General features: G+C 69.4%; 22 protein-coding genes and 1 riboswitch. Of the genes, 8 read left to right on the top strand and 14 right to left on the bottom strand.

Going from position 1 to position 20,814, the window contains the following annotated elements:
* Window positions 1-7: 7 nt before the first annotated feature.
* The 3 genes from EGT29_RS25445 to EGT29_RS25435 are packed head-to-tail and all read right to left on the bottom strand — an operon-like array spanning window position 8 to window position 4,038.
* Complete coding sequence (locus tag EGT29_RS25445) at window positions 8-1,144, bottom strand: CCA tRNA nucleotidyltransferase (protein ID WP_124691610.1); 1,137 nt, start codon at window positions 1,142-1,144, stop codon at window positions 8-10.
* A complete protein-coding gene (locus tag EGT29_RS25440) occupies window positions 1,131-2,108 on the bottom strand; it encodes a complex I NDUFA9 subunit family protein (RefSeq protein WP_238160204.1) in 978 nt (325 codons plus the stop codon). Before EGT29_RS25440 ends, EGT29_RS25445 begins: the two co-directional genes overlap by 14 nt.
* Before the next feature lie 13 nt (window positions 2,109-2,121).
* Window positions 2,122-4,038, bottom strand: a complete 1,917-nt coding sequence (locus EGT29_RS25435) for a lytic transglycosylase domain-containing protein (protein WP_238160203.1) — start codon at window positions 4,036-4,038, stop codon at window positions 2,122-2,124.
* Between the two features lie 49 nt (window positions 4,039-4,087).
* On the opposite strand from EGT29_RS25435, the gene EGT29_RS25430 reads away from it, so the two are divergent.
* Window positions 4,088-4,762: a 5-formyltetrahydrofolate cyclo-ligase gene (locus tag EGT29_RS25430; RefSeq protein ID WP_124691608.1), complete on the top strand. Its 675-nt coding sequence runs from the start codon at window positions 4,088-4,090 to the stop codon at window positions 4,760-4,762.
* A 13-nt stretch (window positions 4,763-4,775) separates the two neighbouring features.
* Here EGT29_RS25430 and metF read toward each other — a convergent pair whose 3' ends face one another.
* The 4 genes from metF to EGT29_RS25410 all read right to left on the bottom strand — a co-directional run bounded on the left by metF (window position 4,776) and on the right by EGT29_RS25410 (window position 8,669).
* Window positions 4,776-5,642 carry a methylenetetrahydrofolate reductase [NAD(P)H] gene (gene metF / locus EGT29_RS25425; protein WP_124691607.1) on the bottom strand — a complete coding sequence of 289 codons (867 nt, stop codon included), beginning with the start codon at window positions 5,640-5,642 and terminating at the stop codon, window positions 4,776-4,778.
* A 25-nt stretch (window positions 5,643-5,667) separates the two neighbouring features.
* On the bottom strand, window positions 5,668-6,006 hold the full coding sequence (locus EGT29_RS25420) for a phage holin family protein (RefSeq protein WP_124691606.1): 339 nt from the start codon (window positions 6,004-6,006) through the stop codon (window positions 5,668-5,670).
* A gap of 64 nt (window positions 6,007-6,070) precedes the next feature.
* Window positions 6,071-7,489, bottom strand: coding sequence for an adenosylhomocysteinase (ahcY, locus tag EGT29_RS25415; protein ID WP_124691605.1), 1,419 nt, complete (start codon window positions 7,487-7,489; stop codon window positions 6,071-6,073).
* Between the two features lie 79 nt (window positions 7,490-7,568).
* Window positions 7,569-7,683, bottom strand: a riboswitch (S-adenosyl-L-homocysteine riboswitch).
* 68 nt (window positions 7,684-7,751) lie between these two features.
* Window positions 7,752-8,669 carry a LysR family transcriptional regulator gene (locus tag EGT29_RS25410; RefSeq protein WP_124691604.1) on the bottom strand — a complete coding sequence of 306 codons (918 nt, stop codon included), beginning with the start codon at window positions 8,667-8,669 and terminating at the stop codon, window positions 7,752-7,754.
* 106 nt (window positions 8,670-8,775) lie between these two features.
* Here EGT29_RS25410 and EGT29_RS25405 point away from each other — a divergent pair, with 106 nt between their 5' ends.
* Both EGT29_RS25405 and EGT29_RS25400 read left to right on the top strand, forming a co-directional pair.
* Window positions 8,776-9,801 carry a tripartite tricarboxylate transporter substrate binding protein gene (locus EGT29_RS25405; protein ID WP_238160202.1) on the top strand — a complete coding sequence of 342 codons (1,026 nt, stop codon included), beginning with the start codon at window positions 8,776-8,778 and terminating at the stop codon, window positions 9,799-9,801.
* Window positions 9,802-9,804: 3 nt separating this feature from the next.
* Complete coding sequence (locus tag EGT29_RS25400) at window positions 9,805-11,409, top strand: sulfatase (protein ID WP_124691603.1); 1,605 nt, start codon at window positions 9,805-9,807, stop codon at window positions 11,407-11,409.
* Between the two features lie 4 nt (window positions 11,410-11,413).
* Here the strand turns inward: EGT29_RS25400 and EGT29_RS25395 are convergent, their stop codons facing one another.
* The 4 genes from EGT29_RS25395 to EGT29_RS25380 all read right to left on the bottom strand — a co-directional run bounded on the left by EGT29_RS25395 (window position 11,414) and on the right by EGT29_RS25380 (window position 14,509).
* Complete coding sequence (locus EGT29_RS25395) at window positions 11,414-12,196, bottom strand: hypothetical protein (protein ID WP_124691602.1); 783 nt, start codon at window positions 12,194-12,196, stop codon at window positions 11,414-11,416.
* On the bottom strand, window positions 12,193-12,684 hold the full coding sequence (locus tag EGT29_RS28900) for a hypothetical protein (protein ID WP_124691601.1): 492 nt from the start codon (window positions 12,682-12,684) through the stop codon (window positions 12,193-12,195). The genes EGT29_RS25395 and EGT29_RS28900 overlap by 4 nt, the downstream gene beginning before the upstream one ends.
* 14 nt (window positions 12,685-12,698) lie before the next feature.
* Window positions 12,699-13,403, bottom strand: a complete 705-nt coding sequence (locus EGT29_RS25385) for an EAL domain-containing protein (RefSeq protein ID WP_161567972.1) — start codon at window positions 13,401-13,403, stop codon at window positions 12,699-12,701.
* A gap of 221 nt (window positions 13,404-13,624) precedes the next feature.
* Complete coding sequence (locus EGT29_RS25380) at window positions 13,625-14,509, bottom strand: LysR family transcriptional regulator (RefSeq protein WP_124691599.1); 885 nt, start codon at window positions 14,507-14,509, stop codon at window positions 13,625-13,627.
* Between the two features lie 100 nt (window positions 14,510-14,609).
* Between EGT29_RS25380 and EGT29_RS25375 the strand changes: the two genes are divergently transcribed.
* From EGT29_RS25375 to EGT29_RS25360, 4 genes are read left to right on the top strand one after another with little or no spacing between them, the layout of a single operon-like run.
* Window positions 14,610-15,629 carry a membrane dipeptidase gene (locus EGT29_RS25375; protein WP_124691598.1) on the top strand — a complete coding sequence of 340 codons (1,020 nt, stop codon included), beginning with the start codon at window positions 14,610-14,612 and terminating at the stop codon, window positions 15,627-15,629.
* Window positions 15,629-15,979, top strand: a complete 351-nt coding sequence (locus EGT29_RS25370) for a RidA family protein (protein ID WP_124691597.1) — start codon at window positions 15,629-15,631, stop codon at window positions 15,977-15,979. Before EGT29_RS25375 ends, EGT29_RS25370 begins: the two co-directional genes overlap by 1 nt.
* A gap of 22 nt (window positions 15,980-16,001) precedes the next feature.
* Window positions 16,002-16,967, top strand: a complete 966-nt coding sequence (locus EGT29_RS25365; RefSeq protein ID WP_124691596.1) for a tripartite tricarboxylate transporter substrate binding protein — start codon at window positions 16,002-16,004, stop codon at window positions 16,965-16,967.
* Window positions 16,968-16,978: 11 nt separating this feature from the next.
* Window positions 16,979-17,464 (top strand): RidA family protein, encoded by a 486-nt coding sequence (locus tag EGT29_RS25360; RefSeq protein WP_124691595.1) that lies wholly within the window; start codon window positions 16,979-16,981, stop codon window positions 17,462-17,464.
* A gap of 11 nt (window positions 17,465-17,475) precedes the next feature.
* Here the strand turns inward: EGT29_RS25360 and EGT29_RS25355 are convergent, their stop codons facing one another.
* Complete coding sequence (locus EGT29_RS25355; protein WP_124691594.1) at window positions 17,476-18,522, bottom strand: glycosyltransferase family 1 protein; 1,047 nt, start codon at window positions 18,520-18,522, stop codon at window positions 17,476-17,478.
* Between the two features lie 95 nt (window positions 18,523-18,617).
* Complete coding sequence (locus EGT29_RS25350; RefSeq protein ID WP_124691593.1) at window positions 18,618-18,833, bottom strand: DUF1289 domain-containing protein; 216 nt, start codon at window positions 18,831-18,833, stop codon at window positions 18,618-18,620.
* 143 nt (window positions 18,834-18,976) lie between these two features.
* Between EGT29_RS25350 and EGT29_RS25345 the strand changes: the two genes are divergently transcribed.
* Window positions 18,977-19,981, top strand: coding sequence for an aldo/keto reductase (locus tag EGT29_RS25345; RefSeq protein ID WP_124691592.1), 1,005 nt, complete (start codon window positions 18,977-18,979; stop codon window positions 19,979-19,981).
* A 19-nt stretch (window positions 19,982-20,000) separates the two neighbouring features.
* On the opposite strand, the gene EGT29_RS25340 is transcribed toward EGT29_RS25345, so the two are convergent.
* A complete protein-coding gene (locus tag EGT29_RS25340; protein ID WP_238160200.1) occupies window positions 20,001-20,813 on the bottom strand; it encodes an amidohydrolase in 813 nt (270 codons plus the stop codon).
* Between the last annotated feature and the right edge of the window lies 1 nt (window position 20,814).

Genomic DNA, 20,814 nt, shown 5'->3' with positions numbered 1-20,814 from the left:
AGGACGGTCAGGCGCCCGTGTCGGTGGCGGGGGCGAGGGCCGCCAGCCGGGCGGCCCGCACGGCCTCGCGTATGCCGCCGGGCTGATCGGCATGCCGGGCGGCGATGGCGCCCGCGTCGACCGCCCTGACCGTGTCCCGCCACGCCGTCCACTGCGCCACGTCCACCGGCATCCGCCGCTGCGCGGCGGCCAGCAGTTGTTCGAAACGCTCGGGCTTGCGCAGGGCGTCGGCGCGTTCCAGCAAGGCCAGCACGCGTTCGGGATCCCGGCCCGCGCGCGGCAGTTCGGCCAGGGCCCGTTGCAGCAGGCGCGCCATGTCGTTGCAGTCGTTCGAGGCGCGCAGCCGCTTGCCCAATCCGGCCGGGTCGGCGCTGTCGGAGCACAGCAGCGCGTAGCGCGAGGCCAGCGGCAGTCCCGCATCGGCGGCCAGGTCCAGAATGGCCAGCAACGGGCCGTCCACCGCCAGGCCGGGCGCGACGCGCGGCAGCGCGTCGGTGTCGGCCAGCACCTGCAGCATGCGGGAAGGCCGCTCCTGCATCAGGCCGCGCGACAGTTCGCGCCAGACGCGTTCGGGCACCAGGGCGTCGACCTCGCCGTCGGCCGCCATGCGGCGGCACAGCGCCAGGGTTTCCGGCACCACCTCGAAGTCGTGGAAGCGGGCCGCGAAGCGCGCCAGCCGCAGGATGCGCACCGGGTCTTCGGCGAAGGCCGGGCCGACGTGGCGAAAGCGTCGGGCGCGCAGGTCGTCCTGGCCGCCGTAGGGGTCGATCAGGCGGCCGTCGGGCGCCTGGGCGATGGCGTTGATCGTCAGGTCGCGTCGGCCCAGGTCGTCTTCCAGCGTGACCTCGGGGCCGGTGTGGAAGGTGAAGCCCTTGTAGCCGCGTCCCGATTTGCGTTCGGTGCGGGCCAGCGCGTATTCCTCGCGGGTGGCCGGGTGCAGGAAGACGGGAAAGTCGCCGCCCACGGGCACGAAGCCGCGGGCCGACATCTGTTCCGGCGTGGCGCCCACCACCACCCAGTCGCGGTCGCCCGCGGGCAGGCCCAGCAGGGCGTCGCGCACGGCGCCGCCCACGACGAAGACCTCCAGTCCGTCGGTGGCCGGGTCGGGACCCGGCGCCGGCCGGGCGAGGTCAGCGTCGGCCATGGCGCATGCGGAACATGTCGAAGCGCGTGTGTTCGGCCTGTCCGAGATAGTCGGGCGCCAGCGCTTCCAGCGAGCTGGGATGGATGCCCAGCTCCGGCGCCAGCGGCCCGTCCAGGACTGCATCCCGCGTCAGCGTATCGAGGTTGTCGCGCGTGATCAGCGGCGCGCCGGGCAGCATTGCCATGGCGGCCGCCTGGAGCTTGCCCAAGCCCATGGGCAGCGGCAGCACGCGGCGGGGATGGCCGCTCCAGGCGGCGGCCTTCTCGACCAGTTCCCGCAGCGTATAGGCCTGCGGCCCGGCCACGGCATAGGTCTTGCCGTAGGTGCGGTGGTCGTCCAGCGCGTTGGTCATGGCCTCGGTCAGGTCGCCCACGTAGATGGGCTGCAGGCGCGCCGATCCGCCCGCCACCGGCAGCACCGGGAAGCAGCGCGCCAGCGCGGCGAAGGTATTCAGGAAGCGGTCGTCGGGGCCGAATACCACCGACGGCCGGAAGATGGTCAGCGCGCCCTCGGGCCAGGCATCGAACACGCCGCGCACGGCGGTTTCGCCGTCGCCCTTGGAGCGCTGGTACATGCTGGCGCCGTGGGAATCCGCGCCCAGCGCGCTCATGTGCAGCATGCGGGTCACGCCATGCGCCACGCAGGCCCGGGCCAGGCGCTCGGGCAGCTCGACGTGCAGCTTGCGGAAGGTCTTGCTGTAGGGCGTGCCGCGGTCGCCGTGCAGCGTGCCGATCAGGTTGATGACCGCGTCGCATCCCTGGACCAGGCGGTTCAGGGTGGCGTCGTCGGACAGGTCGGCCTGGGCGATGTCCACCGTGGGCAGCGGCAGCAGGTGGCGGGCGCTCATGTAGCGGCGGGTCGGGACCAGCAGCTTGCGGCCCTGGGCCGCCAGGCGTGCGACCAGGTGGCTGCCGATGAAGCCCGAACCGCCCAGCACGAGTATGCGTGGATAGATCATGGTCATGGCGTGCGCTTCCTCAGGGTATGGCGGTGGTCTCCACCGTTTGCGGGGCGACCGTTCCCAGCCGGGCCTTGAGCGACTGCGGCTGGCCCGTGAACAGGGCCGCGTAGTACGTGGCGTTGGACAGCACCTTCTTGACGTAGTCGCGGGTCTCGGTGAAGGGAATGGTCTCGGCGAAGATCGCCCCTTCCACCGGGCCCGGCAGGGTCGAGCGCCAGGTATGGGGCCGGCGGGGACCGGCGTTGTAGCCCGCCGAGGCCAGCAGGGGCGAACCCCCCAGGTCGTCCAGCACGATGCGCAGATAGCTGGTGCCCAGGGTCAGGTTGGTGTCCATGTCGTTGACGCGGTGCTGCGCGTAGTCGCTCATGCCGATGCGGCGCGCCACCCACTTGGCGGTGGCCGGCATCAGCTGCATCAGGCCGGAGGCGCCGACGCTGGAGCGGGCATCCATGACGAAGCGCGATTCCTGGCGGATCAGGCCATACACCCAGGTCGCGTCCACGCCGATCTCGCGCGACTTGTCCACCAGCTGGTCGCGGAAGGGCGTCAGGAAACGCAGGTTGAAATCGTGCTGGTCGCGCGTGCGCTCGGCGGTGTTCACCGCGCGGTCGTACAGGTTCTCGCGGTGGGCGAGCTGGGCGGCGGCCAGCAGTTGCCGGTCGTTCATGCCGCGCAGCGCGTAGTTCCATTCGCGCACCCCCTCCGTGCGCCAGCCCAGCCGGAACAGCGCGACCGCGCGTTGCAGGCCGGGGTTGTACTGCGCCTTGGCCAGTTCATCCGGAGTGATCGGCGCGGTGGAGGTCGGGATGGTGGTGGCAATGCCCAGTTCCTCGGCGGCCAGCTGGCCGTAGAAGTTGAACTGCCCGGCGATGCTGCGGTAGCCCGCCTGGCCTTCCTGCACGGCGCCCTGCGCGACCAGGCCGCGCGAGTGCCAGTAGACCCAGGTGGGGTCCTCGCGCATGGCCGGCGGCATCTGCTCGATGTAGCGGTTCAGCGTGCGCCAGTCCACGGGCTGCTGGCGCAGCACCATGCGGGCGCGCCAGCCCTGGTTGTATTCGGTCAGCCTGCCGCCTTCGCCCGCGCGGTACCAGGCGACCGCGACCGGATCGAGCTTGAACGAGGCGTGCAGCGCGAACTGGTTGCGCACCCAGCTGGCATCGTCGGCCGGCAACTGCCGTGCCCAGCTGCGTTCGAAATAGTCGTAGCCCACCTGCAGGTCGTTGCGCGCCAGGCGGCTTAGCGCGGTCACCACCAGTTCGCGGCCGGCCCGGTCTCGCGGCAGGGTGTTCTGCCGCACCAGCCAGATCATGGGCTGGTCCAGCAGGCCGTTCAGCGTTTTCTGCTGGGCGGGGTCGAACACGTAGCGCGCCATGCGCCTGGCATGGGCCAGCGAGTTGGTCTCGAACAGGTTGCGCATCTGCGTGGCGAAGTCGTCCCACTGCATGACGCCGTCGGCCTGGAGCCGGTCGTACAGCGACCAGCAACTGTCGCCGGGCTCGAACTTGGACATGGCCAGTTGGGCCGTGACCCGTTCGCCGCGCGCATGCATGGCCAGCAGCACCGCACAGTCCACCTGCGGCGTGTTGACCGTGGTGTCGGCCAGCGTGCGCACCGTGGCGTAGTCGGCCTGCTTGGCGGCGGCCAGCAGCCATTCGCCGCGCAGCCGCTCGGCCAGGTAGGTGCCGCGATGGGCGTTCACGAATTCGTTCAGCTCGGACTCGGGCAGCGGCTTGCGCGGATCGTTCAACTGCTGCCGCAGCACCCAGTACTGCGGATAGGCCGCCAGTACATGGCCTTCCAGCCGCGGGATCAGCGATTGGACGATGTCCCAGTTGCCGGTCTGCACCGCGGTGCGCGCCGCCAGCAGGGCGTCGTCGGACCCGGGCGCCGAGACCTGCGCGCAGGCGGAGCCCACGGCGGCGCTTGCCAGCACGGCGGCAAGTGCTGTAATGCGGATTCTGTTGAAGAGAGCTGAATAGGCCATGGCAGCAAGAATAGCATCGGGTAAACCCAGGGAGGCCACCGCCGCGGCCCTGCGTCCACGCCTGCGCGCCCTGCGCGCGGCCATGAGCGCCACCGAGCGCGCCGCGGCCGACGCCCGCATCGCCGGCCTCCTGCAAGGCAGGATACACGACTACCTGGCCGTGGCCCCTGGGGGCGGCAGGCGCGTGGTGCTGTCGGCTTTCTGGCCCATCGGCGACGAACCCGACCTGCGCCCCGCCTTGCAGGCCTGGGCCCGCGACGACCGGCTGGAACTGACCCTACCCGTGATCTTGACCAAGGCCGCCCCCCTGGAGTTCCGCGCCTGGACTCCCGACACCCCCATGGCCCCCGGCGCCTACGGCATCCCCGAACCCCGGTCCACCGAGCCCCGTACCCCCGACATCGTCCTCGTCCCCACCCTGGGCTACACCGTCGACGGCGACCGCATCGGCTACGGCGGCGGCTACTACGACCGCACCCTGGCCGCCCTGCGCCAGGGCGGCCACGAGACCCTGGCCCTGGGCATCGCCTACGCCTGCGGCCGCCTGGCTCCCGACGTGCACGTACCCGAGCCGCACGACATGCGGCTCGACGCCATCATCACCGAAGAAGGATGCATGCCCGGTCCCCACACCACCGACCAAGGCCGGAAACAACCGTCTAAAGAACCCTAACGTCCAAGAGACGTCACCGCTCCAATTCCTTCCAGACAGCCTGGGTAGCGTCCGCCTGGTTCATCGTATAGAAATGCAGCCCCGGCGCGCCCCCGTCCAGCAAGGTCTGGCAAAGCTCCACCACCACGTCGTGCCCGAACGCCCGGATGGAAGCCCGATCATCCCCGTACGACGCCAGCCGCAACCGTATCCATCGAGGAATCTCCGCCCCGCACATATCCGAGAACCGCGCCAGCTGCGTGTAATTCGTGATCGGCATGATCCCCGGCACGATGGGCGCCAACACGCCCTTCGCCGTCGCCCGGTCCACGAAATCGAAGTACGCATCAGCATTGAAGAAATACTGCGTGATCGCGCTGTCCGCGCCCGCCCGCATCTTCTCCACGAACCGGTCCAGATCCGCCTCCGGCCCCTGGGCCTGCGGATGCATCTCCGGATACGCCGCCACCTCGATATGGAACCAGTCCCCCGTTTCCTGGCGGATGAACTCCACCAGGTCCCGCGCATAGCGCAGCTCGCCCATGTCGCCCATGCCCGACGGCATGTCCCCGCGCAGGGCCACCAGGCGTCGGATCCCGGCCTGACGGTAGGTATAGAGAATGTCGCGCAGGCTTTCGGGGGTCGAACCTATGCACGACAGATGCGGCGCGGCCTCGTAGCCCAGCTTCTGCAGCATCGACACCGCCAGCATCGTGCCGTCGCGGGTCGAACCGCCCGCGCCGAACGTCACGCTGGCGAAATGGGGATGCAGGCCCTGCAACTGCTTGGCCGTGCGTACCAGCCGTTCCTGCGCCGCGATGTCGCGCGGCGGAAAGAACTCCAGGCTGAAGACCGGCGCGGCGTCAGCCGGCGCCGGGTCGGGAGATAAGGATGAACTCACTTGCGGGCAACCTGTAGGTAAAGGGTCAGTTCGGCACGATGGCCGACAACAGGCCCGAGATCAGACTGTAGAGCAGCGCCCCGATCACGGCCCACCAGAAACCGCTGACCTGGAAACCCTTCAGGATCGAACCCGCGAACCAGAACAGCAGCGCGTTCAGCACGATCAGGAACAGGCCCAGCGTGACCACGGTGATCGGCAGCGTCAGCAGCACCAGCACCGGCTTGACCAGCGAATTGAGCAGGCCCAGCACCAGCGCCGCGATCAGCGCCGAACCGAAGCTCGCCACGGTGATGCCGGGCAGCAGATAGGCCACGACCAGCAGTGCCACGGCGTTGAGCAACCAGACGAGTAACAGGGTCATCGCGAACTCCTTGCCAGAGGGAAAAGGGGGGCGTTCCGGGGCGCGGGGCCCCGGAAGGGAACGATCAATAGCGGTAGTGCTCGGGCTTGTAGGGGCCTTCGACCGCCACGTTGATGTAGGCGGCCTGGTCGGCGCGCAGCTGGGTCAGCTGGACGCCCAGCTTCTTCAGGTGCAGGCGCGCGACCTTCTCGTCCAGCTGCTTGGGCAGCACGTAGACCTGGCCCTTGGCGTAGTTCTCGTTGCGGGTCCACAGCTCGATCTGCGCGATGGTCTGGTTGGCGAACGAGGACGACATCACGAACGAGGGGTGGCCGGTGGCGCAGCCCAGGTTCACCAGCCGGCCCTGCGCCAGCAGGATGATGCGCTTGCCCGAGGGCAGGACGATGTGGTCGACCTGCGGCTTGATCTCTTCCCACTTGTACTGCTTGAGCGAGGCGACGTCGATCTCGTTGTCGAAGTGGCCGATGTTGCAGACGATGGCCTCGTCCTTCATCGCCACCAGGTGCTCGTGCGTGATGACGTGGTAGTTGCCGGTGGCGGTGACGAAGATGTCGGCCTTGTCGGCCGCGTAGTCCATGGTCACGACCTTGTAGCCTTCCATCGCGGCCTGCAGCGCGCAGATGGGATCGACTTCAGTCACCCAGACCTGGGCGCGCAGCGCGGCCAGCGCCTGGGCGCAGCCCTTGCCCACGTCGCCGTAGCCGCACACGACCGCGACCTTGCCCGCGACCATGACGTCGGTGGCGCGCTTGATGCCGTCCACCAGCGATTCGCGGCAGCCGTACAGGTTGTCGAACTTGGACTTGGTGACCGAGTCGTTGACGTTGATCGCGGCGAAGGCCAGCTCGCCCTTCTTGGACATCTGGTAGAGGCGGTGCACGCCGGTCGTGGTTTCCTCGGTCACGCCCTTGATCTGGGCGAGGCGGGTGGAGTACCACTTCGGATCGCGCTTGAGGGTGCTGCGGATCGAATCGAACAGCGCCACTTCCTCTTCGCTGCCGGGCTTGGCCAGCACGGTGGCGTCCTGCTCGGCGCGGGTGCCCAGATGCAGCAGCAGGGTGGCGTCGCCGCCGTCGTCCAGGATCATGTTGGCATGGGCGCCGGCCGGCCATTCGAAGATCTGGTGGGTGTATTCCCAATAGTCGGCCAGCGACTCGCCCTTGATCGCGAACACCGGCGTGCCCGAGGCGGCGATGGCCGCCGCGGCGTGGTCCTGGGTCGAGAAGATGTTGCACGAAGCCCAGCGCACGTCGGCGCCCAGGGCCTTGAGCGTCTCGATCAGCACGGCGGTCTGGATGGTCATGTGCAGGCTGCCGGCGATGCGGGCGCCCTTGAGCGGCTGGGTGGCGGCGAATTCCTCGCGGATCGCCATCAGGCCGGGCATCTCGGTCTCGGCGATGCTGATCTCGCGGCGGCCCCAGTTGGCCAGTGCGATGTCGGCGATGCGGTGGTCGGGGGTCTGGGCGTTGGGTACAGCGTTCATGAGGACTCCAAAGTGCTTGCCCTTTGACGCCGCGGCGTGAGCCGGGAAGGCTCGCCGCATGGCCTGCAAGGGGCAGGATGTGGGGCGAGCGCCGTTGCCGTGGACCGGTGCCGCCCAGGCGGGCCGCGGCCGATCCGTTACCTGAGCCTGGCGGCCTGGCGGGGATGCCGGTCGTCGCAACGCTCCTCAGGTGGCTGGCATTGTAGCGGGTTCCCGCGTCGCCGGCATGACAGGAGAGGGCGCGCGGCGCGGGATTCGGGCATCAGAATGTTGCGGGAACCAGGTCCGGATTGCGCTTGAGTTCGGCCAGCAGATAGTCGGCCAGCGCCCGGCAGCGCAAGGGGATGTGGTCGCGCTGGGGCAGGTAGAGATGGACGTCGACCTGGCGCGAGACGTAGCCGATGGACAGCGGGCGCAGCCTGCCCGCGCGAATGTGCGGCGCCGCGTAGTAGCTGGCGATCTGGCCGATGCCCGCGCCGTGCAGCACCGCGCGGTGCTGGCTTTCGGCGTCCTGCACCGACAGCGCGCCTTCGGGATTGAGCGTGACGATGTCGCCGCCCGACTGGAAGGTCCAGGGCCAGAGCCTTCCCGTGCGGGGGTGGCGCAGCAGCACGCAGCGATGGTCGCGCAACGCGTCCACGTGGTCCGGCACGCCCCGTTCGTCCAGGTAGTCCGGCGAGGCGCACAGCACGTGGTTGAAGGCCCCGGCCTTGCGGGCGACCAGCGAGCTGCTGGGAAGCTCGCCGCCGATGATGCCCACGTCCACGCCGTGCTCGACCACGTCCGGCAACTGGTTCAGGGTCAGCATGTCGACCCGGACCTGGGGATAGCGGTCCATGAAGCGCCCCATCAGCGGCGCGACCAGTTCATAGCTGATGGCATAGGGCAGCGCCAGCCTGACCGTGCCCACCATTTGCTCGGTGCGGTCGCGCAGGACGTCGAGCCCGCCCTGGATGGTTTCCATGCCGGCGCGGCAGCGTTCGTGGAAGGCCCGGCCTTCCTCGGTCAGGTTGATGCTGCGGGTGGTGCGGTAGAACAGGCGCACGCCGACCTGTTGTTCGAGCTGCCGGATCTGGGCGCTGACGGCCTGCGGCGTGACGCCCAGCGTGCGGGCCGCCTTGCTGAAGCTGCCCGCTTCCGCCGCCCGGGCGAACGTGACGATGAGCCGCAGGTGGTCCATGGATTTACAAATACAGATTGAAAGTGATTCAAGCGATTATCCACTACACGATAAATATCGACCACCCTAGACTGCGTTTGCATCGAACGCCTTTGGGAGAGCAAGCATGGATGGCAAGCGCAAGGACGGCATGCGGCCCGGCCGGCGAGCGGGGCTGCGCGCGGGCGCCGGGCTGGGGGCCTGCTGGCTCGCGGGCGGGGGGCTGCTGCCGCGGCCCGCGATGGCCCAGGGATTTCCCGCCAGGGCGGTGACGCTGGTCGTGCCGTTCCCGCCAGGGGGCGGGGTGGACCCCATCGCCCGGCTGCTGAGCGAGAAGCTGGGCAAGGCCTGGGGCCAGCCGGTGGTGGTCAGCAACCGTCCCGGCGGGGGCAGCAGCATAGGCACCGGCATCGTGGCGCGTGCAGAACCCGACGGCTACACCCTGCTGGTCACGGCCAACACCTTCGCCATGGCGCCCCACGTCCTGCCCCGGAACCTGGGCTATACCTTCGACGTGCAGCGGGACTTCACGCCCATCGCGATGATTTCCTCCACGCCCATGCTGCTGCTGGCGCATCCCGGCCTGGGCGTGAAGAACGCCCGCGAACTGGCCGGACTTGCCCGGACCGGACCGCCGCTGGCCTATGCGACCTCCGGCAACGGGTCGCCCATGCACATCGCCGGCGAACTGTTCAACCGCGCCGCCGGGCTGTCGCTGCTGCATTCTCCGTACCGTGGCGTGGGGCCGGCGCTGAACGACGCGCTGGGCGGACAGGTCAAGCTCATCTATCTCGGCTACGGCGGCGCCAAGCCCTACATCGAGAGCGGACGGCTGGTGCCGCTCGCCGTGGTGGACGAACGCCGCAGCCCGCTGATCCCCGACCTGCCCACGATGGCGGAGCAGGGCTTCCCCGGTGTGTTCGTGAACATCTGGTTCGGCGTCTACGGTCCGGCGGGGATGGCGCCCGCGCTGGCCGACTCGTTGAACGCGCAGATCAACGCGGCCCTGCGCGAGCCGGATGCCGTGGAGCATTTCAAGCAGCGCGGCGAACTGGTGGTGGGCGGCCCGCGCGAGGTGCTGGCCAAGGCCACCCGCGACGACTACGAGCGTTACGGCGAGATCGTGAAACGCTTCAAGATCCAGGCGGACTGAGCCATGGCCGCGCCTAACATCCTGATCTTCATCACCGACCAGCACCGGGCCGACCATCTGGGCTGCTACGGCAACCCCGTGCTGCGCACGCCCCACATCGACGCGCTGGCGTCGGCGGGCGTCCGCGCCGAGCGTTTCTACGCCGCCAGCACGACCTGCATGTCCAACCGCGCGACGCTGATGACGGGACGCCTGCCATCGGTGCACGGAGTCGTCCACAACGGCATCAACCTGTCGCTGGACCAGACCACCTTCGTGGAACTGCTGCGGGATGCGGGCTATGCCACCGCGCTGATCGGCAAGTCGCACCTGCAATGCTTCGGCTACGACCATCCCGACAAGCGCGCCTGGCGGCCCGTCGAGGGGCGCCGGTCGCCCGCCGAGGGCCTGCGCGACGCCACCAAGCGGCCGCGCATGGGGGACGGCTACGGCAACGAATGGACGCCGGACTGGAAGGCGGGGCGGCGCCAGCGCGTCGACACGCCCTACTACGGCTTCGATCACGTCGAACTGTGCACGCTGCATGGCGACCAGGTGCAGGGCGACTACGCCCGCTGGCTGGCCGAGCGCCATCCGGATCCCGACAGCCTGCGCGGGCGGGACCATGCCTTGTCCGCCGAAGGGTACGGGGCGCCGCAGGCCTGGCGCACGCGCCTGCCGGAGTCGCTCTATCCCTCGTCCTACATCGGCGAGCGGGCCTGCGGCTGGCTGGAGTCCCGGGCCGCCGAAGCGGGACCGGCATCGCCGTTCTTCCTGATGTGCTCCTTTCCCGACCCGCACCACCCCTTCACGCCGCCGGGCCGGTTCTGGGACATGTACGATCCGGCGGACGTGCCGCTGCCGGCATCGTTCCGCGCGCCCGGCAGCTCGCCGCTGGTTCGGGGCGTGCACGACTACGGCCGTGACGGCGGCACGCGCGAGGGCTATACGGCCTTCCCCGTCTCGGAGCGCGAGTGCCGCGAGATCACGGCCCTGACCTACGGCATGATCGGCCTGATCGACGAGCAGGTCGGCCGCGTGATGGCGACGCTGGACCGCCTGGGCATGCGCGAGAACACCATCGTCGTCTTCACCAGCGACCACGGCGACATGATGGGAGACCACGGCGTCATGCTGAAGGGACCCATGCATTACCAGGGCGTGGTCAGGGTGCCGTTCATCTGGAGCGATCCCGCGTTGCCGGCAACCCGGCGCGGAACGGCCTGCGGGGCGCCGGCCGGGACCCTGGACATCGCCGGGACCGTGCTCGACCGGGCGGGCATCGCCGCCTACAACGGCATGCAGGGCCTGAGCCTGCGCCGGATGCTGGAGCACGGCGCCCCGCTGCCGCGGCCGGGCGTGCTGGTGGAGAACGAGCCGGTCATGTTCCAGTTCGGACGTCCGCGGCGCTTCCGCCTGCGTACGCTGTTGACCGGACGGTGGCGGATCACGCAGTCGGACGACCGGGCGCTGTGCGAACTCTATGACCTGGAGCAGGATCCGCTGGAGCAGCGTAATCTCTGGGACGATCCGGCCGCGGCAGGCCGCCGCGCCGAGCTGACCGATCTCCTGCTGGCGTCCATGATCGAGCATGCCGACGCATCGCCGCTGCCCGCCGGGGTTGCCTGAGGCGTCAGCGGTGGCCGTGCGGCGGATGCAGGTCCGGGTAGGCCAGGGATAGTAGCGCCAGGTCGCGCAGGTCTTCCGTGGACAGCGCGGTCGGCTCCAGCGTGTTCAAGGCCCGCATGCCCTTGCGCAGCCAGGCCCGCGATTCGCGGCTGTCGGCGAAATAGCTGCCGGCGAAGATCAGCGCCTTGGCGATGTCCGGGCGCGAACCGTCGCGCCAGTGGCGCGAGAAGAAGTGGCGCAGGTAGCGGACCTGGACGACGAGGCTGCGGCGGGTGGTCTCGCTGGCCAGTCCGCCGCCGCGCAGGTCCCATTTGATCCAGTTGACGATGCGGGGCGCCAGGCTGGGCGCCTCCCATCCGGGGCCGCGGCCCGGGCCGTTGGAGACGGCCCAGTTCAGGACCAGCGCCCGGTGCCAGTCCCGCCGCTGCTCGGCGTCGGCGGCATTCAGGTCGTCGAAGCGGTGCAGTTGGGCGATCCAGTCCTGGCCCCAGGGCTGGTGATGCCAGCCGCGCGAATCCGGCAGGACGCGTTCGATGCCCTGGAAGGAGAAGGCCCGGGGCGCGGTCATGGAGCGGGGGCCGCCGCCGGCCGGCCAGCGCCGAGCGGCGGGCCGCAGCGCCGGGGACCGGCCGTGCACGGGGTCCATGAGATAGCGCTCGTGACGCTTCATGCCGTGGACGTAGTTGCGGACGAGCCTGGACAGGAGGCGGCGCAATCCGGTCGGGGAGCGCCGGTCGCCCCGGACGTGGCCTGCCCCGCCGGTGGCGCCGGCGGCCTGCCGGGTCACAGGAAGTGGCGCAGATCCGTCAGGCATGGGGACTTGAGTAGACGGGCTAGGCATGGCGTCTTGGGCGGAACGGACAAGGTGAAGGGGACGCCGGGCTCGAGCAGCAGGACGATCTGGAAGTCCCGCGGCAAGTGGGTGTACAGCGGCGTCAGTTCTCCCAGGTCGAGGCTGGGCAGGGAGACGTTCAGGAACAGTGTCGTCGGCTGCCATTCGGCCAGGGTCTGGAGGAGGTGCCGCCGGTCGTGCACGGCACGCGCATGGCAGCCCTGCTGGCTGAGGAAGTCGCAGACGTCGGCGCAGAACCGCTTGCCCATGTCGGCCACCAGCACGCGCTTGTTGGTGCGCGCGGGCGGCGAAGAGGGGGTGGCGATGGCCAGGGCGAAATCGTTGCGGGAGATGCGCTTGGCGCTGCGGCGCGGCGTCTTGCGCGCGGGGCGGGCCTTGGCGGCGGGGTCGGCTTGTTCGTTCCGGGCGGGGGCGGTGGTCATGGAGGCGGGTCCGGTCAGTGGCGTTCGCCGGCGCAGGCCGCCAGGCGCCAGGGGCTGTGCCGCAGCCAGGGAGCATGCAGCGCCGGAAGGCCCGCCATGACACCCTGGATCCATACGCCGGCCTCGCGCGGCAGGCGCAGCAGGTCGGCGGGATCGTCCACGCCCTGGATGACGATCGCCGGCGCCAGCCGGCGGCACAGCCGGATCAGGCCGGAGGTGCCGCCGACGCCATGCAGGCGCCGCGCGCGATGCAGGTACGCCGGGGCGATCCTGACGATGTCGGGACGGGCATCCAGCAGGAAGTCCACGGTGCCGCCGGCCGCGCCGAAGTCGTCGATGGCCAGCAGGCAGCCCAGTCGCCGCAGCCGGCCGGCAAGGCCGAGGGCTTGCCGCGTTTCCAGCCGGTCGCCACCTTGTGCCAGTTCGATCACCAGCCGCCGGGCGAGCCGGTTGTCGGCGCGGAGTTCGCCCAGCAGGGGAGCCCAGCCGGCCTCGTCGGCCAGCATGTCGGGCGAGACCGCGCAGCCCAGCGTGATCCAGGGGTGGTCGCGCAGGACCGCCATCACGGCCTGGACGAGCGGGAGGCCGGGCGCGTCCGGCACGTCGTCATCCGGCGCCGCCAGCAGGCGGGCCGTGACGCTCTGGTAGAGATTGCACGTGCCGTCCAGCAGCGACGAGATGGGCTGGAAAGCCAAGGCCCGGACATCGGGGCCGGGCATGGCGGGCGTGACGGCGTAAACGGGGGGAGGGAGGGGGAAGGAGAGAGGGAGGGCCGGCTGCGCTGGCGATGGATGGGTAACCTGCATGGGATGCTGCCTTCGACGTCAGTTCTCTCGACCTGCCGCCCATGCCCATGGACCGATAGTCAAGGATGCAAAGGATAAGGGGGGCATCGCATCCTTATCTGAGCAAATCTGAGCATCGGTCCCGATTCCCCGATTCAGACCGTGGCGGCCATGGTGCGGCTGCAGTCCAGGACCCGTTCCAGCATGGCCTGGGACGCCGGGCTCAGGCTGGCGTCGCGCTGCGTGATCAGGTCCAGGCTGCGGGTCGCGCCATGGTCGGCCAGCGGCAGCAGGCGGACCGTCCGGCTGGCCGTGACGGCCATGGTGGGCAGCAGCGTGACGCCGAACCCCTGGGCCACGAAGGTCAGCAGCGACGTGGTGTTGTGCAGATTCAGCGGCGCCTGTTCCACCAGGCGCGACAGCTCGGGCGAGGAAAAGCGCGAACACAGGCCGTTGGCGATGAACTCCGCCGGATCGATGTCGCGCCAGCGGACCGGCCGTTTCAGTGCGTTCAGGCGGTGGCCGGCGGGGCAGACCAGTACGAAGGGATCCTTCAGCAGCGGTTCGGCATTCAGGTCCGGATGGGCACTGGATGCGGGCGCCGTGGCGATGCCGAAGTCGACGACGCCGGCGGAAACGGCCTGGATGACCGCCGCCGAATCGATGTCCCGCAGGTCGATGCGCACGCCGGGGTGGGTGGCCCGCATGCGCGCGATCGCGGCCGGCAGCAGGCGAGTGGCCGCCGACGGCACGGCCGCGATCCGCGCGATACCCTGGCCGCCGCGGGCGTAGCCGCGCATCTGGGCCAGCGCGGCATCGAAGGCATGCAGGGCCCGCTGCGCCTGGAGATGCACGTGCCGGCCCAGCGGTGTCAGCCGGTTCTTGCGTTCACCCTCGAACAGCGCGCCGCCCAGTTCCGATTCGATCTGCTTCAGGGTCATCGACAGCGCGGCGGGCGTGCGGCCCATCCGGTCGCCCGCCTCGACCAGCGCGCCCGTGTCCACCACCGCGACGAAAGTCCGTAGTTGGTCGATCTTCATTTAAGAAAAATTTGAATTTATTGAATATCTTTTAGTTTGACTGAATTTGCCCCGGATCTCTACAGTTTCGCCATCCATATCGCAGGAGCTGGAACCGGGAATGGGCAACGACAGGACGCAACCCTTTCGCATCGACGGGCTGCAATACAACAACTGGTCCGAGAAGATCTTCCGCCAATGGCGCGAGGGCGGCCTGGACGCCGTGCACGTCACCATCGCGTACCACGAGAACTTCCGGGAGATGGTGCAGGTCATCGAACGCTGGAACCGCTGGTTCGAGACTTTCCCCGAACTCATCGTCCTGGCCCGCGGCGCCGACGACGTGCGCCGGGCGCGCGGCGAAGGGCGCACGGCGGTCGTGTTCGGATGCCAGAATCCCTCGCCCATCGAGGACGACATCGGTCTGGTGGAAGTGCTGCATACGCTGGGCGTGCGCTTCATGCAGCTGACCTACAACAACCAGTCCCTGCTGGCCAGCGGCTGCTATGAAGCGAACGACGGCGGCGTCACCCGCATGGGGCGCGAGGTCATACGCGAGATGAACCGCGTCGGCCTGGTAATCGACATGAGCCACTCGGGCGAGCGTTCGACGCTCGAGGCGATCGAGCTGTCGCAGCGCCCCATCGTCGTCAGCCACGCCAACCCGCATGCCTGGGCGCCCGCGCTGCGCAACAAGTCGGACACGGTCATCAAGGCGCTGGCCGCGTCCGGCGGCATGCTGGGTTTTTCCCTGTATCCCCATCACCTGAAGGACAAGTCGGCCTGCCGCCTGGAAACTTTCTGCGAGATGGTGGCGCGGACCGCCGAGCTGGCGGGGGTCGAGGCATTGGGCATAGGCTCGGATCTGTGCCAGGACCAGCCGGACTCCGTCGTGCAGTGGATGCGGATGGGGCGTTACACCAAGCGCATGGACTATGGTGAAGGATCGGCCGCGCAGCCGGGGTTCCCGCCGCAGCCGGACTGGTTCCGGGACAGCCGCGACATGGCGCGGATCGAGGCCGGGCTGCGCGCCGTGGGCTTCTCCGACCGGGACACCGCGATGGTGCTGGGCGAGAACTGGCTGCGCTTCTTCGAAGCGGGTTTCGGACCCATGCCAGCCGATGCGCGGGAGGCCGCGTGATGAGCATCCAGAGAATCGGACCCGGCAAGCGCATGTCGGAAATCTCGGTCTTCAACGGCGTCCTGTACCTGGCGGGCCAGGTACCCCGGGAGACCCGCGGGCGCGACATCCGCGAACAGACGGCGGAAGTGCTGGCCATGATCGACGGGCTGCTGGAAGGCGTGGGCAGCAACCGGTCCCGGCTGCTGTCCTGCCAGATATTCCTGCGGGACATGGCGCTGTTCGCGTCCATGAACGAAGTCTGGGATGCCTGGGTCGCCGCCGGCCAGGCCCCGGCCCGCGCCACGGTGCAGGCCGCGCTGGCTTCGCCCGGGTGCGACATAGAAATCGTCGCGATCGCCGCGGCCTGAACCATCAAGAAGGAGACCTCTCATGTCCATGCATCGTATCGCCGCCGCCGTCCTGGCGCTGTCGTGTGCCGCGGGCGCCCACGCGGCGTCCTTTCCCAGCAAGATGATCCACCTCGTCGTGCCCTTTCCCCCCGGCGGCGTGGCCGACCTCGTGACGCGCACGGTGGGCCAGAAGGTGGCCCAGGACATCGGCCAGCCCGTGGTGGTCGACAACAAGCCGGGCGCCAGCGGCATCATCGGCGCGGAACACGTGGCGCGAGCCGCGCCCGATGGCTATACGCTGCTGGTGGCGAACCTGCCGGTCCTGTCCATCAACGAGCTGCAATACTCGGACCTGCCTTACTCCGCGAGCCGCGATTTCACGCCCGTCGTCATGCTGGCGGACCAGCCGTACATCATCGCCGCCAAGCCCGGCCTGCCGGTCGCCGACCTGGCCGCGTTCACCCGGCTGGCCAAGCAGAAGCCCGGCGCGCTGACGTTCGGCTCGGCGTCCAGCTCGACCTACCTGGCGGGCGAGCTTTTCAACGCGCGGGCCGGTACGCGGATGACACACGTGCCCTACAAGGGCAGCGCCCCCGCCATCAACGACCTGCTGGGCGGACACATCGACCTGTTGCTCGATCCCGTCATCACGCTGCTGCCGCATGCGCGGGCCGGGAAGATCCAGGCCCTGGCGGTGACCTCGCCCACGCGCATCGACATCGCGCCCGAGATCCCTACCTACAAGGAAGCCGGCCTGGAGGGGCTGGACATCACGTCCTGGCAAGGCATCGTGGCGCCGGCCGCCACCCCGCGCGAGGTGGTCGAGACCTTGAACGCGGCGTTCAACCGCGCGCTCAAATCGCCCGAGGTCGCGGCGCGCCTGAAGGAGCAGGGGGTATCGGTGAAAGGAGGCTCCGCCGCCCAGTTCGCCGCCTTCGTCGAGGGCGAGAACCAGCGGTGGGCCAAGCTGGCCCGGGAAGTGGGCTTCCAGCCCACTAAGCGCTAGGAGGGCCGCCCATGTCGAATGCCGATGAACGCCTGCGCGCACTGGGGCTTGCGCTGCCGCCGCCCACGCCCACGCTGTTCTCCTACGCGCCGGCGATCCGGCACCGAGATACCATCCACGTCGCCGGACAGATCCCCAAGACCGGGGCCGATACGCTCCTGGCGCAGGGAGTCGTGGGCGAATCGGTGGACGCCGGCGTGGGCCGCGAGGCCGTCAGGCTGTGCGTGCTGCATGCCCTGGCGTGGGTGCAGCACCTGGCCGGCGGCACGCTTGCCGGTGTCGACCGCGTGCTGCGCGTGAACTACTTCTTCCAGGTCGGGCGCGAGCGCGGCCGGTGGTCGGAGCTGGCCGACGAAGGGTCCGAGCTGCTGGTGGCGCTGTTCGGCGACCGGGGGCGCCATCCGCGTTCCGTCATCGGCGTGAGCGAGCTGCCGCGCAATGCGCCGGTGCTGGTCGATCTGGACGTCGCGCTCAGGGAAGGTACGCCCGGCGCCTGAGCGCGGGACCGCTACACCGCGCCCTGGGGATACCAGTCCAGGTCGGCCTTCTCGCGTTTCGGATCGGCCGGCACCTGCAACTCCAGCAGGCGCGAGGCGATGGCGGTCCAGCTGTGCTCCAGCGCATGCTGCCGGATGTCGGTGCCCGACAGTTCCAGCGCCCCCATGCAGGCCGCGCGCAGGTCGTCGTGCAGGACGCCGGTGCGCCCTTCGCTCACGACCGCCATCGGCGCCTCGCTGCGATAGGCGGCCACCGGCGTGCCGCAGGCGATCGCCTCCAGCATGACCAGGCCGAACGTATCGGTCTGGCTGGGGAAGACGAACACGTCGGCGCCCGCGTAGTAGCGCGCCAGTTCGCTGTGCGGCTTCATGCCAAGGAAGACCGCGCCGGGGAACTTGCGCCGCAGCCGGGGCTCGTCCGGGCCGCCGCCCACGACCACCTTGGTGCCCGGCAGGTCCAGGGACAGGAAGGCATCGAGGTTCTTTTCCCTGGCCAGGCGGCCCACGCTCAGGAAGATGGGGCCGGGGTAGGGCAGCGCGTTGCCGGCCTCGGGCCGGAAGCGCTCGGTGTCCACGCCGCGCGCCCAGATGTGGAGGTTGCCCAGCCCCTTGGCCGCGAGCGTGTCGCGCACGGTGGGGGTCGGTACCAGCACCCGCTGCGAAGGCCGGTGGAACCAGCGCATGAAGCGCCACGTCCAGTTCGCCGGGATGCCTATCCGGGCCTGGAGATAATCCGGGAACATGGTGTGGAAGGACGTGGTGTAGCGCCAGCCCCGCTGCCGCGCCAGCCGCCGCGCCGCCAGGCCCAGCGGCCCTTCGGTGGCGATGTGCAGGGTGTCGGGTTCGCGGTCCGCCAGCGTGCGCAGCAGGTGCCGGCGTGGCTCCACGCACAGCCGCACGTCGGGCTCGGTAGGGGTGGGGATGGTGCGGCTGCCGACGGGACTGACGATGATGAGTTCGTGGCCCCAGGAGGTCAGCGTTTTCTGCATGTACGTCCAGGTGTGGACGACGCCGTTGATTTGCGGATGCCAGGCATCCGTGACGAGGACGATGCGCATGGGCGGTAGAGGTCGGTGCGATGGCGCCCATTTAGCCTGCGGCATGTGACAGGCCGAAGACTGTCATGAAGCGGGCCGCGGCCCCGCGCGGCCGGTCAGCCCTTGCGCCGGGGGTAGCCCTGGGCCCGGATCCGCTGCCACACGACCTGTTTTTCCTCGGGACTCATCTGCACCCAGTTGGCGACTTCCATCGCGGTACGGCCGCATCCGCGGCAGATTTCGTCGAACAGGGTGGAGCACACCGCCACGCAGGGCGAATCGGGAAGGGAGGCGGAGGGTGGGGGATCGGAAACGGGTAACTTGGCGGTCATATGAAGGCAGTGTAACGCCAACCGCGGCCCCTTCCGGCAGCGCGCGCCAGGCCTGCATATCCTTACTTCCAGGGAATGGTTCCAGGAAGCGCCGGGGTGTTCTAGCATAGGTGGTTCCTTCCATTCCTACCGACGCATCCACCATGACCTTGGCCACCACCCGCCTGGGCCGCACCGGCCTGACCGTCAGCCGCCTCGCGCTCGGCACCATGACCTTCGGCCTGCAGACCGAGGAATCCGTCGCCCGCCAGATCCTGGACAAGGCCGCCCACGGCGGCATCAACTTCCTGGACACCGCCGACGTCTATCCGCTGGGCGGCGGCTTGAAGACGATAGGCGCCACCGAGGAAATCCTGGGCCGCTGGCTGCGCGAGGCGCCGGGCCGGCGCGCCGGTTTCGTCGTGGCGACCAAGGCCTTCGGCCGGACCGGTCCCCACCCCTGGGACCAGGGCTCGTCGCGCAAGCATCTGCTGGATGCGATCGACGCCTCGCTGGCACGGCTGCAGACGGACTACGTCGATCTCTACCAGCTGCATGGCGACGACACGCGCACGCCGCTGGACGAGACCCTGGAGGTCCTGGACACCATCGTGCGGTCCGGTCGCGCCCGCTACGTGGGCGTGTCCAATTTCCTGGCGTACCGCCTGGCCCGCGCGCTGGGCAAGTCCGAGCTGCACGGCCTCGTGCGCTTCGTCTCGGTGCAGCCCCGCTACAGCCTGTTGTTCCGCGAGATCGAGCGTGAACTGCTGCCGCTGGCGCAGGAAGAGGGCCTGGGCGTGATTCCGTACAACCCGCTGGCCGGCGGGCTGCTGACCGGCAAGCATCGCCGCGGCGCGCCCACCGAAGGCACCCGCTTCACGCTGGGCACCGCGGCCGAGCGCTACCAGGAGCGTTACTGGGCCGACCGGTATTTCGACACGGTGGACGCGCTGCAGGCGCTGGCGAAGGAAGCGGGGGTATCGCTGACGACGCTGTCGGTGGCCTGGGTGCTGGCCAATCCGCTCGTTACCGCGCCGCTGCTGGGCGCGAGCCGGCCCGACCAACTCGACGATACGCTGGCGGCGGCCGACTACGTGCTGGACGCGGGACTGAAGCAGCGGCTGGACGAGCTGACGCAGGTCTACCGCTGGGGCGACTCGGCGCGTTGAACCTGCCGGACGCGGTCGATCACGAGAAATAGAAGCGCAGCGCGTTGCCGCCGAAGATGCGGCGCCGGTCGGCCGCGTCCGGAATCGTTTCCTCCAGCCACGTGATGGCGGCCTCGTAGGTCATGGTCGATTCCGCGCCCACGAAGGGGCAGTCGCTGGCCCACATCAGCCTGTCCACGTCCACTTCGCGGTACAGCGCCTGCGCGCATTCGCGGGCATTGGCTCCCAGCCGGTACGCGCCCGACATCTTCACCCAGGTGCGGCCCTTGCGGACCGATCGCAGCATGGCCTGAAAACCTTCGCTGGCCGTTCCCGAGACCGGATCGGGCCGGCCGATGTGATCGATGACGATCTTCACGCCCGATTGCTCGAGCAAGGGCAGCACCGCCGGCAGCCGGGGCCCCTCGATGTGCACGTGCACGTGCCAGTCCAGGTCCACCAGCCGGCGCAGGAACTTGCGATAGTTCCACGAGTCCAGGTCGGGCAGTTCCGGCAGGCCGATGAAGGGCAGCCGCACGCCCCGCATGCCGGCGGCGTGCATGGCGTCCAGCGAGACCTTCTCCACGGCGGGGTCGGCGATGATGGTGCCGCGCAGCCGCGCCGACTTGCCCAGGGATTCGAGCACGTAGTCGTTGTAGTCCCCCCAGGGGCTGGCGGCGGCGATGACGGCGTAGTGCACGCCGTGCCGGTCCATGGTGTCGAGCAGTTGCTCCACCGTGAAACTGTAGTCCGGACTGTGCCGGGGATTGGGCACGAGCGGCATGTCGCGCGTGAAGACGTGGACGTGGGCATCGACCAGCACGGCGTCGGCCATGGAAATCGCGAAGGTCACG

Source organism: Pigmentiphaga sp. H8 (assembly GCF_003854895.1).
Taxonomy (GTDB): Bacteria; Pseudomonadota; Gammaproteobacteria; order Burkholderiales; family Burkholderiaceae_B; genus Pigmentiphaga.
Note: the sequence above shows the minus strand (reverse complement) of the source record. Positions and strands in the feature narration are given on the sequence as shown.

Bases quoted from the DNA above. Each gene is read 5' to 3' on its own strand.
- EGT29_RS25430 (WP_124691608.1), top strand. From the start codon at position 4,088: ATGGCAGCAAGAATAGCATCGGGTAAACCCAGGGAGGCCACCGCCGCG.
- EGT29_RS25370 (WP_124691597.1), top strand. From the start codon at position 15,629: ATGAGCATCCAGAGAATCGGACCCGGCAAGCGCATGTCGGAAATCTCG.
- EGT29_RS25380 (WP_124691599.1), bottom strand. From the start codon at position 14,509: ATGAAGATCGACCAACTACGGACTTTCGTCGCGGTGGTGGACACGGGC.
- EGT29_RS25445 (WP_124691610.1), bottom strand. From the start codon at position 1,144: ATGGCCGACGCTGACCTCGCCCGGCCGGCGCCGGGTCCCGACCCGGCC.
- EGT29_RS25345 (WP_124691592.1), top strand. From the start codon at position 18,977: ATGACCTTGGCCACCACCCGCCTGGGCCGCACCGGCCTGACCGTCAGC.
- EGT29_RS25355 (WP_124691594.1), bottom strand. From the start codon at position 18,522: ATGCGCATCGTCCTCGTCACGGATGCCTGGCATCCGCAAATCAACGGC.
- EGT29_RS25385 (WP_161567972.1), bottom strand. From the start codon at position 13,403: ATGCCCGGCCCCGATGTCCGGGCCTTGGCTTTCCAGCCCATCTCGTCG.
- EGT29_RS25410 (WP_124691604.1), bottom strand. From the start codon at position 8,669: ATGGACCACCTGCGGCTCATCGTCACGTTCGCCCGGGCGGCGGAAGCG.
- EGT29_RS25440 (WP_238160204.1), bottom strand. From the start codon at position 2,108: ATGACCATGATCTATCCACGCATACTCGTGCTGGGCGGTTCGGGCTTC.
- EGT29_RS25350 (WP_124691593.1), bottom strand. From the start codon at position 18,833: ATGACCGCCAAGTTACCCGTTTCCGATCCCCCACCCTCCGCCTCCCTT.
- ahcY (WP_124691605.1), bottom strand. From the start codon at position 7,489: ATGAACGCTGTACCCAACGCCCAGACCCCCGACCACCGCATCGCCGAC.
- EGT29_RS25405 (WP_238160202.1), top strand. From the start codon at position 8,776: ATGGATGGCAAGCGCAAGGACGGCATGCGGCCCGGCCGGCGAGCGGGG.
- EGT29_RS25360 (WP_124691595.1), top strand. From the start codon at position 16,979: ATGTCGAATGCCGATGAACGCCTGCGCGCACTGGGGCTTGCGCTGCCG.
- EGT29_RS25400 (WP_124691603.1), top strand. From the start codon at position 9,805: ATGGCCGCGCCTAACATCCTGATCTTCATCACCGACCAGCACCGGGCC.
- EGT29_RS25365 (WP_124691596.1), top strand. From the start codon at position 16,002: ATGTCCATGCATCGTATCGCCGCCGCCGTCCTGGCGCTGTCGTGTGCC.
- EGT29_RS28900 (WP_124691601.1), bottom strand. From the start codon at position 12,684: ATGACCACCGCCCCCGCCCGGAACGAACAAGCCGACCCCGCCGCCAAG.
- EGT29_RS25375 (WP_124691598.1), top strand. From the start codon at position 14,610: ATGGGCAACGACAGGACGCAACCCTTTCGCATCGACGGGCTGCAATAC.
- EGT29_RS25420 (WP_124691606.1), bottom strand. From the start codon at position 6,006: ATGACCCTGTTACTCGTCTGGTTGCTCAACGCCGTGGCACTGCTGGTC.